This window comes from Treponema sp. OMZ 305 (assembly GCF_024181325.1).
Classification (GTDB): Bacteria; Spirochaetota; Spirochaetia; order Treponematales; family Treponemataceae; genus Treponema.
In genome coordinates, this window is sequence record NZ_CP051300.1 from 2,593,936 (window position 1) to 2,611,856 (window position 17,921).

Here is a 17,921-nt window from a genome sequence, read left to right on the forward strand (position 1 = left end):
TTGTTCCTTATGGTTTATCCAAAAACAGCTTTCCGTAAGATAGCATTTATGCGTGGTTGGTACTCTTGAGTTTCAATCTGTAACGCTTCTATTATGTCACTATCAATACTAACCTGTACAGTGTGGTTTTTACGTTTTTGTAATGTTGTATGAAGCTCATAATAAGGACGAAATTGTTTAAGCTCCTCTTTTGTCTGCTTTGGGCAGTCCGAAAAATCAGTATTTTGAAAATTTTTGATTTCGTTTAGCCGTTCTTCCGTAAGCGGCGGAAGATTTTTAACTTCATCGAGCGTCATAGTTTTCATAATATTCTGCATCCTCATCAACTTCGGCTTTTCGTGCAGAGATAAGCCGTATTGCTGATGTTTGCAGCTACTGTGATGGCAAGCGGCGTTTATCGTTTACCGAAAATGCAGCATCACCATTTCACCCTGCTGCAAGACGAACTGTTTACCGGTACACATAAACCTTAGTTCATTGCTATCCTTATTTTCAACAACGACCGTTACTTTCTTCTGCACCGGTATCGGCATCGTAAATGACTCGCCTTTTTGCAATCTAATCGAAGAAACAGGCTCCATATCATTTTTTTGCTGATTCACCGTTTGCGCACTATTCTTCCGCGGTTGTAACTGAATGTTTGAAAGATGATCATATTCAGACGGAGATTCTCTTTGAATATACGGCTCTGTTTCATCAAGATTTAGATCCCGATTCAGTATTCTTGCATTTCTTGCAAAGGCTTCGGTTTTATCATGAGTATCCGTTTGAGTATCTCCTGCCGTTGAAACCGTTAAATCGGCAACACCGGCTAATACGGTGATAGGAAAGTAAAGCGCTCCGGTAGTCGGGGTACTTGTGCATGACATCACACTGATGCACAATATGCAAAAATATACATAACATCGTAAGTATTTCATATCTCAAACCTCCGTTTCTCGATAGTATCGGCAGCTTTCCAATGCGTAATGAGGTATCAATGCGTAATGTACCGCCCGGAACGACTATGTAACCTTTCAAAATCCTCATATCCATGCTACAATAGTCCCCGAGGAGAAACAGCCATGAGTACGGCGAACAGAAAGTACAAAGATTCACTGTCCAATACGGTACGTCCATATACCGTATTGGACGATGAGTTTTTCAGATGAAAAACTCACTTCTGCATGGAATCACCGCCATCCGTGGCGGTTCTGCATAGCCACCGCTTTTGGAAATAGACGATGCAGATACAAGAAATTAGGCAAAAAAGTACCGCAGGCACGGTCAAAAATGTACATCCATGTACATTTTCGACCTACGTGTTTGCAATGCAAACACGTTACTGATTGGAACCAGCGGCATCCGTGCCGCTTCTGAAACGTTGAGGACACTTTTTTGCCGTATGACACCGTAGATGCGTCGTATATTTCCAAAAGAAAATCAAAGGAGGTATTGAACATGTTACTCGCCGAATATGATTATGAGACAGATATCGCAGTGCAACGAGCGGAAGAACATGAAATAGCCTTTGCTCAAGGTATTGAACAAAGTATTGAGCGCGGCTTTGCGGGCGGCTCCCACCAAAAAGCGCTCGAAACAGCAAGACTGATGAAGAATGAAGCTTTTGACATGAGCATAATTGCAAAGCTGACGGGCATTTCCAAGCTTGAAATCGAAAAGTTGTAATCCAATCGGGAATAGCATTCTGTTTTACATTAACGTTCCACATATTTAATTATATGACTTATAGCGCATATTTTTTCAATTGACAAAAAAAGCCGCTTATTCAACGCCGTGTTAAACACTAAACACTAAACACTAAACACTAAACACTAAACACTAAACACTAAGCACACATAAAGAAAAGACAAAAAAAAGACCTTAGGAAGCAACTGCTTCCTAAGGTCTTGCAAGAGTTCTACAATCCGGGATGCGTTAAAACCGATGAAGGTTTATTCCGCAGCCGCCGGATTGAACGGAAACGCTTAGCGTACATGCCGTTTAAAGGCAGCATCCTTAACGGTGTACATTACATTATCGATATGGAAACCGTCTTGGTTTGACAGTACGGTAAAGCTGCGATAGCCGTTAAATTTAGGCATGGGAAGCGCATCTTTTACATCCGTTTCGGCGTTCACGGAACCGAAATCACCTCTAACTTTCGCCTTTGTAAAGCTAAATTTAGCTGCCCGATAATCCAACCACGCACTCTTCATAGTTGTGTTATAGACATAACCAACTACAGTAGCGTACGGCTGACCGGTCAGTGAGCCAGCAGTTTTTACGTCCGTGTCAACAACAGGCGCACCCGAATAGGCAGCCTTATCGCCTGCAGTAGCGCGCAGTCTTATCGAAGCGGGCGTAATTGTCCAGTTACCAGCAACAGCACCAGATTGATTAGACTTTACAACCGTCGGCACAATTACGAGAGCAATTTCCGTACCTTCCGCCGTAACAGACATCAGTACCTTATCATTAACAGCCGCACCTAAGGGGTTATCATCTTTATCGACAAATTTCGTGGCCATACCACTGATAACAGTGTTAATATCGGCAGGCAGCTGCATATCGAAAACAAGCTCGCCCTCTGCATACGGCTTTCCTACCTTGGAACTAAGCGTTTTAGTGTCATCCAGCTGTAAGGCGGGGGCGCTGTTACCGTTTGTAACATCGAGCGCACCGGTTGTTAAAAGGCTTGCAGGGTTGTCGGTGGGGAATCCGGAAGCAGGAGTACCGGAAACCATAGTGCCGTTTATTTTTAATCCTGAATCGAAAGTATACTTAACGCTCTTAAGACCGTCATCGGTAGTAAAGCTGACTACCGGCGACTCGTGCTTCTCGCGCACCTTGGAGTTGGCTTTCTTGGTGTCATAGGAATAGATAACCTTTGCATAGTACACCTTGCCAAACTGCAATCCCTTCAATTCCGCTTTATAATACTCCGGAGCAGGCGGAACAGCGGCCACATGTTCTACTTTGTAAGTCAGTTCGTTTGCGTCCTCAAGATTCTCCTTCTCCGATACAAGTATGGCATAGTTTTCACGCTCAAGAACGGAGCCAGCCCCTTTATCCAGATACAACATGGCTGCGTCTTTCATCGGAGCCCACGTCAAAGTCGGATCTGCGGTGTTAATGGCAATTTTATCGCGTCCAGCTACCGAAGAAAGCGCATATTCCTTGTTAGATGCGCCTTTCAACACAAAGTTCCATGCATCGACTGCATCTTTTGCATAGACAACGTCTTCACCCACAAAAGATGTTATTCCTTCATCGCCGCCAAATTCCACATCTTTATAGTGCGCTTTAACGTGATAAGGCTGGTCGACGACAATGTCTTTATCATCCACCTTGCAGAGGAAATAGGTAATCGAGTTACCGCCACTAGTAACAACATGACCGTTTATCGGCTTGTCGCCGTTAATTTTTTTCGCTTGTGCATCGGCGCCAAGATAGAAATCGGCTGTTGCCGTCGGATAGTTACCATTCAATTGCGCTTCCAAATACCAGCCTTTAAAACCGTACTTGAGCGCTACCTTATCGAGCGTTGTGGGGTTTCCTACTTTAACATGGTGAGCCATGCGGGCAAGTTCCACACCGTCTTGATTGCTGCAGCGGAAGCCGAGCCAGAATTGGTCGCCGACCTGAATATCTCTGCCGAACCACTGCTTTATTTTGGTGTAGTTAATTTTTACATCATCTAATGTGTCGGGCGTAAGTCCATTTTTAGTCGCATGACCTACAATCAACGTTTCGCTTAATGCTTCTTTTTCCGTTCTTCCAACGCTGAAATCCCAGTCGACATAGTTAGTCTTTGCTTCCTCAGTACCTTCGATAACCTTACCGCTCGCTGATGCATTCTGCTTTACCTTATACACGATCTTTTCACGAACCGAACGGGTCAAAAAGTCAGAAGCCTTGATAACGTTAATCGGGATGGTAACCGTATCCGGTGCAGCCATATCCTGCTTGGCTCCCCCGCCCGTATACTGTGCGGGATTAGCGTGTTTACACGCAAACGTTACAAACAACATCGCTGCGGTAAACAGTACAAAAAGTGTTTTTTTCATAGATTAAATCTCCTTCCAGTTGTGGAATATTTAATTTTTTAGTTGTATAAGATCGGCTGACAGCCAACTCCCTTATACACTGCTTTTTATATAGTAAGGGCAAAACACGAATATGTCAACCCTTTATTGACAACATTTCCTGCTGTAAATAATCAATATTTCATTGCAGCATTGTTTTTAGCGAAGTTTCCAATACTTGAGAAAAATTTATACCTTGCATTTCTGCTTTCCGTTTTAGCGTATACGGAATAGTACAATTTGTTTTAACGCGCCGGTTATCCATTTGATTTTTCACAAAATCAGGATAAATGGTAATGGCATACACTATATCACCGGCATTTGTTTGTATATCAGAAAAATTTTCAATAGGCAACGTATCACCGTCTTTTTCCATACCGTATATATGCAATTCGAGCGCTTCTTGCGCCATTGCTTGCGCCTCTTGAAAGTTTTTTCCGTAACTTACACAACCTAAAACATTCGGAAAATAGACGCTATAAGCGCCGTTTCCAGCCGGTTCAAAAACCGCTAAATAAGTCATTTTACGCATATATGGTCTCCTATTTTAATCCTGCTTGCTTTAAAATACTATTCAAAGTACATGGCTTTAAATCTCCGCTGTACATAGGAATGGTTACTTTTCCTTGCCTTTCCGAATGTTTAAGCTGGAAATGAGACCCTTTTGTTTCGTAAACATACCAGCCGTTTTGATTTAAGAGCTTTAATACTTCTTTTGCAGTCATAACTATGACAATACGTACTTTTAATGCGTATGTCAAGTGTTTCTCACGGAAATCAATTTTTACCTACGACCATTCCTGACGGGCATAATGAAGCATTTCCTTTGCACTGAGATTTCTATAGTCCTCTATATCACTCTTAAGTGTCGGTTGATTGTCCTTTTTTTTCAAAAATTGATTTCCGTGTTTTTGACACACTAGCGCAGGGAATGCAGCAGTTTCTGCTTCATCGTAAAGAGCGTCTTTGTAAGCGAAACCTTGTAGATGTGCGGGTTAAGCAGGCGGCGGGATGTGGGATGTAAACATTCCAGCTGTCTGCTTGCCCGTTGATGCATCTCTTGCAGCGTTTCCTTTTGACCGGTGTATACGCCGCCTGAAATCTTGAGATGGAGCAGTTCTTCCGCCTTTGCCGCCTTAAACGAGAAGCTTTGATAATCATTCAACGGATGATAGTAAGTAGTCATTGCTTCGGCGTCGAGTGTTTCATCATGCAAGCCGATAACGTCGGCCTTAAAAAAACCGTCGCTGTCGTAGAGCCGCCACACTTGTTTAATGCCGGGGTTGGTAATCTTGGCGGGGTTATCCGAAAGCTTCATCACCGGCAGCCATGCTCCCGTCTCGGATTGACGTGCGGCGAGTTTATAGACGCCGGTAAATGACGATTCCTGTCCGCCGGTTACCATGTGCGTGCCGACTCCCCATGAGTCAATCGGGGCTTTGTTCAAAATAAGCGATTCGATAATTTCTTCGGTCAGTTCGTTGGAAATGGAGATTTTTGCTTCGGGTAAACCGGCGGCATCGAGCCGTTTCCGTACTTCGGTACTTAAATACTGCATATCACCCGAATCGAGTCTGACGCCGAAGTTTTTCCCTTGCGCTTGCAGTTTTTTTCCGACTTTTATCGCCGCCTCGATACCGGAACCGAGCGTATTGTAGGTATCAATAAGGAATACCGATTTATCGGGATAGATGGCGGCATATTGTTCAAACGCCTCTTCTTCGCTGGGGAAGGACATCACCCATGCGTGAGCCATAGTCCCCATCACCGGTACGCCGTAGAGCTTTCCGCCGAGCGTATTACTGGTGCCGGCAGCTCCGCCGATAATAGCGGCACGGGTAGCGCTCATCGCGCCGTCCGGGCCTTGGGCACGCCGCAAGCCGAATTCCATAATGGAAGATTTTCCCGACGCAAGCCAAATACGGGCGGTCTTTGTTGCAATCAAACTCTGAAAGTTGATAGTGTTGAGGATAAGCCCTTCGAGAAGCAAGGCTTCGATAATCGGCGCTTCAATGCGCAGTACCGGCTCGCTGGGAAATATAAGGCTTCCTTCATCCATCGCCCATACCGAACCTGAAAAGCGAAAATCCTTGAGATAGCTGAGAAAGTCATCGTCAAAAAGATGTAAGGTCGCAAGGTAGGCTATATCGGATTCATCAAAGTGAAAAGCTTGAATCGCTTCGAGCAGCGGCTCAAGTCCTGCAAGAACCGCGTAGCCTCCTCTAAACGGATTACGCCTAAAAAACATATCAAAGACACACGGCCGATTGTTTTGGTGTTTAAAATAACCTTGAGCCATTGTCAGCTCATAAAGATCCGAAAAAAGCGCATTGGTAATCATCATTACTCCTTTCTAACTGTTTTGCTCGCAAATAAGCTTAAGGAAAACCTCTAAAAAACTGAGGTTTTTAGAGGTTCTCAGATCAATTTCCATACCTTGCTTACCCTCCGATGGAGAGAATAAGAGCAATTTCACCAAGAGGGAGATCGACTTTTTCGGCGATAAAGTCGATCGAGAATCCTTGCCGTGCCAGTTCGACAACTTGTTCCCGGGGATTCAAAAGAGGAGAGACTTTTGCCGCAGTTTCGGGGATGCCGATAGGTTTTTTATAGATCATCACGGTATTTTTTTTAGTATCGGCTGCCGGTTCACCATCTCCTTGCGGTGAAGTTCGGTAGGCGCCAAGAAATTCTTTTTGCATTCGCCATTTTTCATGCTCCTGCTCAACAAGCGCAATATGTTTATCTGTATCAGCAAGCAGCTTTTCTATCTGTTGAATTTTATTTTCAAGTACCGTTACTGCATGATCCGATTCATGTTCAATGTCGATAATAAGCCGATTTACTTCTTCCCGAATACGGTCGCGGTATGCATTTTGTGAAAAGTTATGCGATGTCTTTCGATAAAAAACAATCATTAAAATAATATTAATACAGAGCAGTATGAGGGCAGCAATAAGCATAGGAATTATCCTGAAATATCGATTTTTTTTCCAAGCGATGGGTCTTGAATATAATATGATTTTTCGTCCGTAAGAGGCGAATCCTGTTTTTGCTTTTGAGGGGTATCGTTGAATGCTCCTCCGGAAGAACCGTTTGAACCGTCTTTATTTATCGCCGTTTTCTCAGCTCCTGTGGCTTCGGTCTTCTGTACCGTTTGCTGGCGGCGCGCAGCATCTTCCTTATTGGCTTGCTGACTGTTTTCGAATTCTGCAGCAAATGTCTGCCGCGCGTCTCCTTGAAGCTTTCCGACCTTATCAAGTTGAGTATAAAGTGTCTGCAGATCAATCGGTTGAATACCCACTGGGCGTCCTCTTTACGTCTTCATCATTGGTATAATCTTCATAAGGACCATACCGCACGAGACCGTTTTGCAAGAAGAATGTTGTTGCTTTGCAATCAACCCGTACATCTTCGATAATATCTTTAATAACGATTCGTACACCCGTATAAATATTTCCGGAAACAGATACCCGCCCTTCCGTTTTAAGCGCAGTAAGATAATCCCGTATCCGTTCTATCTCGTTCCGCAGTTCTTTAATCTCCGTCTCGTTAATATAGCGTAGCTCTTTTTTCTTTTTAAGCAACGCTTCTTTTTCTTCGGAAAGCTCTTTGAGAATCTTTTTTTGACCTTCAAGCGATTTTAAATCCAGCTTCAACGCAGTGAGCGCTTTTTCGGAGGCAAGCAACTTTTTCTCTAATATGATCAACTGCTCTTTACTGCGCGGATCAAACCCTACGCTGATAATTGTGTCGGAACCGCCTGCCGGACTACCGAGATTTCGGGCATAGACCCCTTCGCATGCAGTTACTTGGCTGCCGATAATATCCGCACGTTTTCCGCGGCAGATAACTTTATGGTTAGCAATAATCTTCGAATTTAAAATACCATCAGATACGACAACCATGTCGCCGGCTTCTACCAATTCAATATTTTGAATGAATTTTGACCATATTGACTTGCCTGCACGAATATGCCCGCCTTCTTTTCCGGCAATACCTTGACTGACGACGATGTCTCCTTCCGCATCCAATGATGCCTTCCCGACAGTGCCTTTTACTTCGATATTACCCGCAGCCTTAATAGAGAAGCCGTCGTCAACATTCCCCTTAACGTATACGGTTCCGAGGAACATAATATTGCCGGTCTTAATCGACACATTGCCCTCAATCGTCATAATCGGTTCGACATTGATCTTGTTCTTTATCAGCAGAACTTGTCCCTTCGTTTCGGCAACAACCGTCAGATTATCCTCTGCCAATCGGGTGTTCTTTCCCAATGGGATGGGGATATCCTTACCGGCAGCAGCGGGCAGGTATTTACCGGTAACGGTTCTTCCGCTCTTTCCTTCCTCAGCGGGAACCTTTTGGGCGAGCGGCTGCCCTTCAATGACATTTTGAATAAGGTTGAGTTCTTTAAAATCAATCTGCCCGCTCTTGTTTTCTTTGAGGCGCAGCTGTGAATTATCGGTTTCAAAGTTGAAGAGTATCTTAGCATCGGCGCCTTTTTGCGGCGGCGTTCCTTCCGCAATCAGATAATTTTCTCGATATACGGGGCTGTCTTGGAATTGCTTAACTCTTTTTTCGTTAACACCTGAAACAACACGATTATTTGATAAGAAGGTGATAATCATATCTGCCGACACATCGGCGCCGCCGGGCATCGGGGGTGATACGAAAAGGTATGCCCTCATCTCATCATCACTGATTTCAACAGACATCAGCGCATCATTGCCGGGCAAGTATTCATAATGTCCGATTCTGACATATTCATCCGCACATGCCTTGACAATCGGTTTTAAAATTTCATCCGGCGGAACCGCCACATTCCTGTCGCGTATTTTTTCAACGACATCGGCAAGCGCTACTTTTCTACCGTTACCGCTGGGCGGCGTAACTTTTAGGAATACGCCATCGGGAGCGCAGAACACATAAGCGGCTCCGTCTCTATTCATATTTTCTTCCGACACTTCTTCGGCGCCGAGTCCTGTTACGGTTTCTGTGTGAATAGTAGGTCTCTGTACTTTGTGCGCTTCATAAGCGCGGATTTTCCATTCTTTAGGGTTTAAGACAAAAAAACCCGATGCACCTTTTTGTAAAATTTCATAGTCGATAAGAGAGCGGCGTAAACCAAGCTCAACAGCAGCATTGTCAATCGCTTCTTCGAGGGTTTGCCCGGTAACTTCAACAAAAAAACGGGAGGAATCCTTTTCATATTGTTCCTTCATCTGCTCCCGAATTTGTTCAAAATGTATCATAGCAACGCTCCTACCGGATACCCTTACGAATATTGCTCAATTTTGCTTTAAGTTTTAGATTTGCACTGGTGTGAATCTGAGATACTCGCGATTCGGTTACCTCTAATACTTTTCCAATTTCCCGTAATGTCATATCCTCATAGTAATACATGATTAATACTTTTTTCTCTCTATCGGGAAGTTCATTAATTGCATCCACGATAATTCGCTTCATTTCTTCCCGCTCTACAATGACATCAGGATTAAGCGAAGTAGGCGCTTCGATACTGTCTACAACCGGCGTTTGCTCGGAATCATCCGATCCAAACCGTAAATCAGTAAGGGAAATAATACTGGTACCCGAAATTTTTAACAAAACCTGATGGAATTCTTCCACACTCATACTGAGCGCTTCGGCAATTTCCGAATCGGTTGCAGCATGCCCCAACCGAGCTTCCAAATCCGCTATCACTTCTTCGATTTCACGGGATTGCTGGCGTACCGAACGGGGCACCCAATCAATTGAGCGTAATTCATCGAAGATAGCGCCGCGGATGCGTGTTACTGCATAAGTATTGAATTTTACATTTTTTTCGGGATCATATTTATCGATAGCATCCAGAAGACCGAATACACCGTAGCCGACTAAATCATCAAACTCAACATTATTCGGCATACCGACGGCAACTTTACCGGCAACGTATTTTACAAGAGGTGCATATTTTATAATAAAAAACTCACGAAGATGCGGGTCTTGCGTATGTTTATATTCAAGCCAAAGCTCGTCTTCCGGTCTCGTATCTAAACTGACATTTCCCATACTCTATCAACACCCACCCTCTAATCCTCAGTTGCTAAAACGGTTCTAATTGCCTGAGCCATTACCTTACTATCGTTGCCGTCAGTTTGAATACCGGTCATCGAAAAACCGCTGGTATCCATTTGCATACTGTCATCAATATTTTCATTTTCAGCAAAACTATCATCATCCATAAATGAACCCGCATCGGGTAAATCCGATAAGCCGCTATCGTCTTGAGGACTGTCGTCAAAAGAAAAGGGAGAAGCATCCAAAGATTCGGTGTTTTTCCGAGCATCACCGCTATCGGAGATATCCGAAGCAGAGTCCGCAGGAACTGATTCCGTACTTTGCGGCTCTGTCTGCATTTCTGCAGCATTCGGCGGTACAGAAGTCTCCGCGTTATCGCCTGCCGTTACCGGCGCTGCGGCGCCTAACTCGTCATCAAGGGTAATATTAATATTTGCCCCGGAAGAACTATTCGCCGTTTCAGCGATATCCGATGACGCCGGCGAGGTAAAAAGATCGGGGATGAATCGCTCCAAGAGAATCCGTGCGCAAAACACAAAGCCTCCGGCTCCTACACCGGCAATAAGCCCCCTTCCTAAAATATGTAAGAACCGTACCCCACTTATCAGTCCGATAAGCATAGATAACACGCATGTTGCACCGGCAATGATTAAGGGAGCTTTTAGCTTCAACACGGACAAACCTCCACTTCAATAGCTTATGCGAATTTCTATCTCTCGTCAAGGTATTGCCTGAAAATTCTTCCGGGTAACCGCATCAGACACTTCCTTGAATATCCCCGCGGAAAAATTGATACTATTCGACCAGAACTGCCAAGGATGGCAGTAGTTCCATACAGCAGCGATGTTTTGTGCGCGCACAAAACTCGTCTTCAACTGTTGTACACGGATGTACAACAGTTGAAGATGGCTCAAATGGTCTGTCAGCCTCATTTTTCTGCGATATTTATCTATTTGTCTGATTCGTTTGCCCTTCTTTTAGGATAAACTGCGTGAAATTTTTCCAAAATTTCGCGCAGCAAGGAAGGCGCCCGTATCATATTCCTTTTGACTGCGAGTTTTTCCGATAAAAAACTCGATACTGTTTGGAACCACTGACCTCCTGTCAGTACAGCGATGGGGATGTCTCAAAAGTTGGTTACTTTTTGGACATCGCCATCAGCATAGCCGATAGGCTTTCAGTTTTTGGACAGCGCCTTCAATGCGCCCAAGGAGGATGGCGGGGGAGAAACCGGTTAAACCTTAAACTTATTAACCTCGGCTACCAAGCCTTCAATATTCTGTTTATTCTTTTGTGTAATTTCATTTACTTCTTGCACAGCATTATTGATTTGCACTGCTCCCGTAGCCATTTCATTCATACTGTCGGTAATAACACGAGTAAGATCGTTCAGCTTCTGCATCTCTTCCGCAACCCCTTCGCCACCTTTGAGCATTTCGGCAGAACCCTCGCTTACTTCAACCGTTACCATATTGATATTTTTAATTGCGGCAAGCACTTCCTTGCTACCGTTTTCTTGTTCACGCATTGCCTCAGTCAGACGGTCGCTCATTGACTTTACCTGTTCCGATAAGTTAAAGATAGTGCTGAATTTTTCTTCGGCTGTTCTGGAAGAATCCGAAAGCGTTTCGATTTCTCCGCTTAATATTTTCAGCGTTGCAGTGATTGCTTTACCTTGCGTTGCGGAATCTTCCGCCAGCTTTCGGATTTCGTCGGCGACAACCGCGAAACCCTTACCGGCTTCCCCTGCGTGTGCGGCTTCTATTGCGGCGTTCATTGCAAGTAAGTTTGTCTGCGAAGCAATATGCTGAATAACGCTCGAAGCTTCCAGCAAACCACCTGATTCCTCTGCAATTTTCTGCGTTACGGTATTGGCAGTCACAACGGTCTCTTTGCCGTCTCCGGTTGCGGAGGCTAATTTCTTAATAGCGCTGTCGGTATTTTCAAGCGTTTTGGTAATGGAAGCAATATTTGCAACCATCTGTTCTATAGAAGAAGACGATTGTGCAACGCTTGATGCCTGTGCTTCGATACTGGTATTAAGCTGTTTAATCGTCCGGACAATCTCTTCGATAGTGGATGCTGTTTCGGTTACGCTTGCCGCTTGCGTCATTGCCTGCTGCTTTACACTTTCAATATTTGTGCTGATTTGATGGATAGCGCTTGCGGTTTCGACCATGTTGGAAGCAAGTTCATTTCCAATTTCTTCCATTGATCCGCTATTTGCACCGACAGCACGTACCGACAGGGCAAGTTTTTCTATTGTTTCGTTGAAATATGCGGACAAATTTGTTATTTCATCATTTCCGAAAACCGGTAAACGGACAGTTAAATCTCCTTCGCCGTGAGCGATATCTCGTAATGCAGCGACAACCGCCTGAACAGGCTGCATCATTTTATAGGCGATAATATACACAATGCCAAGCGATAATACTAAAATAATAATGCCGATAACCATAATGCCTTTGCGAAGTGCGTTCACGGTTCTCATAAATTCATCCACCGGAGCTTTTATAATAACCGTCCAGCCGGTTACCGGCACGGTAGCGTAAGAGGCTATATACCTGATATCATCATATTCATAATAGCCGACTTCACTTTTTTGAGTATCAAGTGCATGCTGGGTAAAAGCCGCTAAAGAGGTAAGCGATGAGTTTTTTTTGACCATTTCTAGCGGATTTTGTTTACTTGTTACCATCTCATAATTTTTATGCGCTATGACAGTCCCTGTTAATCCGAGTATATAACATTCACCGGTTTTTCCGACGATAATATCGCTTATCTCTTGAGAAAGCAATTTTGCCGGTGCCGCCGCACTAAGAACACCGATGATGGTATCCATGTCGTCATACAGCGGAACAGCAAAGAGTATTTGCATATTATTCGTTATTTGCGAAAGAAATGGTTCCGTAATATAGTTTTTTCCCCTAGCAGCGGACTGAAACCATTCCCTGTCACTTACAAGCGTGAGGGATCTATGCGCGTCATACCGATTACCTTCGAGATCACACACACCGAAGTAATCTATATTTGCATTTCGTTTCGCTTCTATTGCTAGCATTTGCGCCTTTTCCTGCAATGAAAGACTATTGTCGCGTAAAAACGGCATACGGGCAAGTCCTTCTACAAATTGTACAAAGGAAGAGGCTCTTCCGTCGACAACTTCTGCAATATCTGTCGCCTTATCGGTAAGATGGGCTTCAATTTTTTCCATAACGGCTTTACGGGCTGTCCTTATTGTCAAAGTTCCCAGCGTAACGCCCGCCGCTAAAATCAATAACCCAAAAAATAAAACAAGCTTATATCTAAGCGGGAAAATTCGTTTTCCTGTGGTCATAAGGTATCTCCCGTCTTGATGTGTTTCCTGTATGTGTACAGACTTATTGGAAGGTGTGTGTCGGGGGGGGGGGGGGGGGGTATTATACTTTTTTCATTCATTTTGTCAAGCATCTCCTTTAGACAAATTTAAGATTGCATCAAACTACTGCATTACATGACATTTCCAAAGGATTAATAAGGCTTTAGAAAATTCTTACATTCAATGCTGTGAATACTACTCTTGTAACAGTGAATAGTTGGTAAAAAAATCCGCTGTTATTATGGAATCCTTCACTTGTAGGATGCGTAGCCGGCAACCGCCTGCTTATAGAGAAATGCTAATATTTTTATGTATATCAACTTTCTCTAATAACTTTATGTTAAGATATTATCACTTTACCACCGACTTATTCAAGGTATGAAAAGCATCAGATACCTTCTGAAAATATGCATACTGTCTAAACCTCGTGTACAAAGACGTACAATGTTCACGTTGCCCACCATGAATGGCAGACGTGTTAACGGAACATTTTTTTAACGGAGCCGAAAACGCCACGAGTAATTTCCCGTCCGACTGAGCGGGTAATGCTGTCAACTAAAATTCTTCCCAACCGGTCTGTGGTGCTTTGATTTTTCCGTTTTGCGGCTTCTTCCAGTCTTAACTTTGCCGCTTCCGCCCTTGCTTTGGCGTTTTCGGCTCGTATAAGCGCCGCTTCTTCTTTTGCCTTTGCTGCGGTTTCTTTTGCGAGCTGTTTTTCTTCGGCTTGTCGTGCTACAGCTTCAGCCTGTTCGGTAAATTGCTTGGTAAGAATCTCGTAGGCGGATTCACGGTCTACAGGATCCTTGTATTTGTATAACAAGGGAGATTCTTCTACCAACGCTGTGATTTTAGCGCTGTCAATTACACCTATTTTACTGTGAGGAGGAGCAATCAGTGTCCGCTGGGTTATGGAAGGGCTGCCGTCCTGCTGCAAAACGGAAACAAGGGCTTCTCCGGTTTTAAGCTGTGTGATGACTTGAGCGGTGTCGAACGCAGGATTGACGCGGAAGGTCTCGGCCGCAAGGCGTATGGCTTTTGCGTCCTTAGGGGTAAACGCCCTCAACGCATGTTGAATCTTATTTCCCAGCTGACCAAGGATAGCTTCGGGAATATCGGCGGGATTTTGAGTAACGAAAAAGACCGCAACGCCCTTCGACCGGATTAAACGCATAATTTGTTCAATCTTTTGAAGCAATATCTTTGAGCCGTTATCAAACAACAAGTGAGCTTCATCAAAGAAAAAAAACGATTTTCGGTTTTTCCGCATCACCGATTTCCGGGAGGTTTTCGTAAAGCTCGGATAAGAACCATAGCAAAAAGGTTGAATACAGCATGGGCTTTTGGTACAGTTTGACGGCATTTAATATATTGATATATCCGCGTCCCTCGAATGTTTGCTTAAAAAAATCAGTGAGGTCTAAAGCCGGTTCGCCGAAAAAATTATCCGCTCCTTCATTTTCGAGCGTTAAAAGATTCCGCTGAATTGCTCCTATCGAGGTGTCGGAGATATTACCATATTTTAATTTTAAATCCTGCTTATTTTCACTGATATAATGGAGCATCGCTTTAAGATCCTTTAAATCCAAAAGCAATAGTCCGTCCTCATCGGCGACACGGAACGCAATATTCAATACGCCGGTTTGCACTTCGTTAAGGTCTAACAGGCGAGAGAGTAACAACGGTCCCATTTCGGAAATCGTGGTGCGTATGGGGTGTCCTGTTTCTTGTAAGATACTCCACATCCGCACGGGATAACTTTTAAATTCAAAGTTTGAAATATGCAAGAGACTGAGCCGTTCTTGCAGTTTGACACTCGATTCACCTTTTTCGGCAAAACCGCACAGGTCGCCTTTCACATCCGGTAAAAACACCGGCACACCTAAATCGCTGAATGCTTCCGCAATTACTTTGAGCGTAACGGTCTTTCCCGTACCGGTAGCCCCTGTAATAAGTCCGTGTCTATTCGCCCTCATCGGTAAAAGTTCAACGGCAGCTTCGCCGCGGCCTAAAAAAATTGCTTCGCTCATAATGCTTTCCTTATAATGGTAATAAAGAAGGCAACCACTAAAAATATTTTTGATGCAGTTGCCATGGAATTTCGTCTCTAGGTCCGCTTAACCCATTTAAAGAGTTCCTCGCGGGTAAGCACAATCCAGATTGGGCGGCCGTGCGGGCAGATCGGTTCGGGAAGTTCAAAGGCTTGCGCCGCAATGCGCTGCTGTGTTACGGGATCGAGGATGGCGTGATCCTTACAGGCAGCGCGGCAAGCTGCTGAGGCTAAAACCTGATAGAGGATATCACCGGCATTTTTACGGACACCGGTGATGTCGCGGATAAGATCACGCTCCGTACCTGTCCACCGTGCCGGTACGGCGGTTACCTGCCATACGCCTGCACCTTCATCGGAGAGGGCAAACCCTGCCTTACACAGCAGCTCCTGATGTTTTTTGATAAACGCATCGTCTTCTTCCGATGAAGTAATAATCCGGTAGGGGATTAACAGCTCCTGTACACCGCCGGTATTGTGCCGCAGCTGCTCAAAGATAATCCGCTCGTGGGCGGCATGTTGGTCGATTAAATACAGCGCATCGTTTTTTTCTACCGCGATAAAGGTACCGGCAACCTGTCCGAGCAGCTTAAAATCTGCCGGAGGAAGATCCGGCGGCGGCTGTAAATACGCTGCCGTCCCCGTAGCCGCAGGCGGCGGAATAATATGCCCGCTTGCCGAATAGCTAACCGCCGCTGTCGCCGCTATTTGGCGGAATGCGCTACCGTATCCGCCCTGTGCAGTATCGTATTCCGCTTGAGTGCCGGACAAACCGCTGCCATACTGAAAATCCAGCGGGCGGGTAAGGCTTGGATCATACTTCTCTTTTAAGAGACTTGCAACGGTATGCTGTCGATAGAAGGAGCCGACGGCGCTGCTAACGGCATGGTGGATGGCGCCGTAATCTTGAAAGCGTGCTTCTTTTTTTGCGGGGTGGATGTTAAAGTCAACACGGGAAGGTTCTACCGTTAAGAATAAAAACGCAACGGGATGTCCACCGTTGGGAAAATAGCCTTCGCTGCCATACTCGATTGCCTGCGTAAGCCCGAACTCGGTAATCCTTCTACCGTTGACAAACACCATGATGGCGCGTTTGTCGCTGCGAACGACATCCGGACTGCCGAGCACAATACGGAACGAAAAATGCTCACCGCCTCCTTCGATTTCAAAAAAGAGCGCTTCGGGTTCTTTAAACGAAAAAGCTGCGAGGCAGCGTTCCCGCAACGACTCTACAGGAGAGAGCAGGAAGCGGAGCGTGCCGTCCGTGATAAAGCGCATTTCGGTGTGGTAATGCGGCAGGGCTTTGTCAAGAAAGATTGTCCGGCACAGCGCAGTCTCGGCAGCCGCCCGCTTTAAAAACTGCTTGCGGGCGGGAAAATTTTCAAAGAGGTTTTCTACCTGCACCACCGTACCGGCATTTAGACGCGCCGGAAGGATCTTTCCCAGCTGCAATTTCCATGCGGCGGGACCGTTTCGCGTCGAGGTAATCTCCAGATTGCTGACCGCTTTAATAGAAGAAAGCGCTTCGCCGCGGAAGCCGAGGCTGTGCAGGGAGAGCAAATCTTCCGCCGTGGAAATTTTGCTCGTGGTGTGAGTGTCCGTACAGATTGCGAGGTCTTCACGGCTCATTCCGCAGCCGTTATCCGTAACCCGAATGCGGTCGATACCACCGCCCGAGATTTCCACCTGCACCTTTGAAGCGCCTGCATCGATTGCGTTGTCTAAAAGCTCGCGGATAACGGCTGCGGGGCGGTCGATAACCTCTCCGGCGGCAATCTTCCGCGCTGTTTCCGCATCAAGCGCTTTTACCGGCTTGTAGACGGCGGCGGAATCAGCTGATTGAGATACGGTATCCATTGCTATACGTCATCAACTGAAAAGAGCTCAAGTTCAGGCTTATCCTGTGGCGGTACCGGCTGATTCATCAATATCTGCACCTTGCTTTCTATTTTATCAATATCTTTTTCCAAAGTTTTAGCGAGTTTTATTCCTTCTTCAAAAGCGGCAAGAGCCTCTTCCAACGGAAGATCGGCGCTCTTGATTTTTTCGCTGATTTCTTCAAGACGGGCTAAGCGTTCTTCAAACTTTTTCAACGTATTCTCCTTCAACAGGGACAATCGCATCAGAACCTCCACGGAGAGCGGTTCCGTTCCGGTCTGCCTTCAGACAGGTCAATCTCAAGAAGTGCTGATTAATTCGCATTCGAATTAATCGGTGTTTCCTTGACATTTGCCTAACCCGCGTTTGAGGCTTTGCCGACGCAAAGCATAAGGCAAAATTGGCGCGAAAGTTGCATAAAAAGGGATTCGTAAGCTCCGTTGATTATCTGTTATTAAAATATATCTGTCAAGTTGCTATCTCGAATGGATTTTTTCCGCTCCAT

14 protein-coding genes and 2 pseudogenes are annotated in these 17,921 nt (G+C 45.1%); 1 reads left to right on the forward strand and 15 read right to left on the reverse strand.

The genetic code is table 11. The features are described 5' to 3' along the window. Positions 1-14: 14 nt before the first annotated feature. Positions 15-305 (reverse strand): BrnA antitoxin family protein, encoded by a 291-nt coding sequence (locus ABK01_RS11535; protein WP_212565532.1) that lies wholly within the window; start codon positions 303-305, stop codon positions 15-17. A 96-nt stretch (positions 306-401) separates the two neighbouring features. Beyond that, positions 402-920 carry a hypothetical protein gene (locus ABK01_RS11540; protein ID WP_212565533.1) on the reverse strand — a complete coding sequence of 173 codons (519 nt, stop codon included), beginning with the start codon at positions 918-920 and terminating at the stop codon, positions 402-404. A 493-nt stretch (positions 921-1,413) separates the two neighbouring features. Between ABK01_RS11540 and ABK01_RS11545 the strand changes: the two are divergent. Beyond that, a pseudogene (locus ABK01_RS11545) lies at positions 1,414-1,668 on the forward strand (hypothetical protein); the annotation flags it as partial. A gap of 299 nt (positions 1,669-1,967) precedes the next feature. On the opposite strand, the gene ABK01_RS11550 reads toward ABK01_RS11545, so the two are convergent. The 13 genes and pseudogenes from ABK01_RS11550 to xseB form a co-directional block, all read right to left on the reverse strand. Then, a complete protein-coding gene (locus ABK01_RS11550) occupies positions 1,968-4,049 on the reverse strand; it encodes a hypothetical protein (RefSeq protein ID WP_253675737.1) in 2,082 nt (693 codons plus the stop codon). 160 nt (positions 4,050-4,209) lie between these two features. Beyond that, a complete protein-coding gene (locus tag ABK01_RS11555; protein ID WP_253675738.1) occupies positions 4,210-4,599 on the reverse strand; it encodes a type II toxin-antitoxin system HicB family antitoxin in 390 nt (129 codons plus the stop codon). A gap of 10 nt (positions 4,600-4,609) precedes the next feature. Further along, positions 4,610-4,828, reverse strand: a complete 219-nt coding sequence (locus tag ABK01_RS11560; protein WP_371922012.1) for a type II toxin-antitoxin system HicA family toxin — start codon at positions 4,826-4,828, stop codon at positions 4,610-4,612. Between the two features lie 158 nt (positions 4,829-4,986). Further along, positions 4,987-6,408 (reverse strand): nicotinate phosphoribosyltransferase, encoded by a 1,422-nt coding sequence (locus ABK01_RS11565; RefSeq protein ID WP_253676620.1) that lies wholly within the window; start codon positions 6,406-6,408, stop codon positions 4,987-4,989. A 100-nt stretch (positions 6,409-6,508) separates the two neighbouring features. Continuing rightward, positions 6,509-7,030, reverse strand: a complete 522-nt coding sequence (locus ABK01_RS11570; RefSeq protein WP_253675739.1) for a hypothetical protein — start codon at positions 7,028-7,030, stop codon at positions 6,509-6,511. A 5-nt stretch (positions 7,031-7,035) separates the two neighbouring features. Further along, positions 7,036-7,371: a hypothetical protein gene (locus tag ABK01_RS11575; RefSeq protein ID WP_206182343.1), complete on the reverse strand. Its 336-nt coding sequence runs from the start codon at positions 7,369-7,371 to the stop codon at positions 7,036-7,038. Then, positions 7,352-9,325: a FapA family protein gene (locus tag ABK01_RS11580; RefSeq protein WP_253675740.1), complete on the reverse strand. Its 1,974-nt coding sequence runs from the start codon at positions 9,323-9,325 to the stop codon at positions 7,352-7,354. Before ABK01_RS11580 ends, ABK01_RS11575 begins: the two co-directional genes overlap by 20 nt. A 10-nt stretch (positions 9,326-9,335) precedes the next feature. Next, entirely contained in the window at positions 9,336-10,124 is a 789-nt protein-coding gene (whiG, locus tag ABK01_RS11585) for an RNA polymerase sigma factor WhiG (RefSeq protein ID WP_253675741.1), read from the reverse strand. A gap of 20 nt (positions 10,125-10,144) precedes the next feature. Further along, the gene (locus ABK01_RS11590) at positions 10,145-10,807 is read right to left on the reverse strand and encodes a hypothetical protein (RefSeq protein ID WP_253675742.1); all 663 of its coding nucleotides are present in this window, start codon (positions 10,805-10,807) and stop codon (positions 10,145-10,147) included. Positions 10,808-11,367: 560 nt separating this feature from the next. Then, positions 11,368-13,470 (reverse strand): methyl-accepting chemotaxis protein, encoded by a 2,103-nt coding sequence (locus tag ABK01_RS11595; RefSeq protein ID WP_253675743.1) that lies wholly within the window; start codon positions 13,468-13,470, stop codon positions 11,368-11,370. Between the two features lie 499 nt (positions 13,471-13,969). Then, positions 13,970-15,518: pseudogene (locus ABK01_RS11850) on the reverse strand (helicase HerA-like domain-containing protein). A 77-nt stretch (positions 15,519-15,595) separates the two neighbouring features. Beyond that, complete coding sequence (mutL, locus tag ABK01_RS11610) at positions 15,596-17,395, reverse strand: DNA mismatch repair endonuclease MutL (RefSeq protein WP_253675746.1); 1,800 nt, start codon at positions 17,393-17,395, stop codon at positions 15,596-15,598. Between the two features lie 2 nt (positions 17,396-17,397). Continuing rightward, positions 17,398-17,631, reverse strand: a complete 234-nt coding sequence (xseB, locus tag ABK01_RS11615) for an exodeoxyribonuclease VII small subunit (protein WP_016522324.1) — start codon at positions 17,629-17,631, stop codon at positions 17,398-17,400. Positions 17,632-17,921 lie beyond the last annotated feature (290 nt).

Bases quoted from the DNA above. Each gene is read 5' to 3' on its own strand.
- ABK01_RS11535 (WP_212565532.1), bottom strand. From the start codon at position 305: ATGAAAACTATGACGCTCGATGAAGTTAAAAATCTTCCGCCGCTTACG.
- ABK01_RS11540 (WP_212565533.1), bottom strand. From the start codon at position 920: ATGAAATACTTACGATGTTATGTATATTTTTGCATATTGTGCATCAGT.
- ABK01_RS11550 (WP_253675737.1), bottom strand. From the start codon at position 4,049: ATGAAAAAAACACTTTTTGTACTGTTTACCGCAGCGATGTTGTTTGTA.
- ABK01_RS11555 (WP_253675738.1), bottom strand. From the start codon at position 4,599: ATGCGTAAAATGACTTATTTAGCGGTTTTTGAACCGGCTGGAAACGGC.
- ABK01_RS11565 (WP_253676620.1), bottom strand. From the start codon at position 6,408: ATGATTACCAATGCGCTTTTTTCGGATCTTTATGAGCTGACAATGGCT.
- ABK01_RS11570 (WP_253675739.1), bottom strand. From the start codon at position 7,030: ATGCTTATTGCTGCCCTCATACTGCTCTGTATTAATATTATTTTAATG.
- ABK01_RS11580 (WP_253675740.1), bottom strand. From the start codon at position 9,325: ATGATACATTTTGAACAAATTCGGGAGCAGATGAAGGAACAATATGAA.
- whiG (WP_253675741.1), bottom strand. From the start codon at position 10,124: ATGGGAAATGTCAGTTTAGATACGAGACCGGAAGACGAGCTTTGGCTT.
- ABK01_RS11595 (WP_253675743.1), bottom strand. From the start codon at position 13,470: ATGACCACAGGAAAACGAATTTTCCCGCTTAGATATAAGCTTGTTTTA.
- mutL (WP_253675746.1), bottom strand. From the start codon at position 17,395: ATGGATACCGTATCTCAATCAGCTGATTCCGCCGCCGTCTACAAGCCG.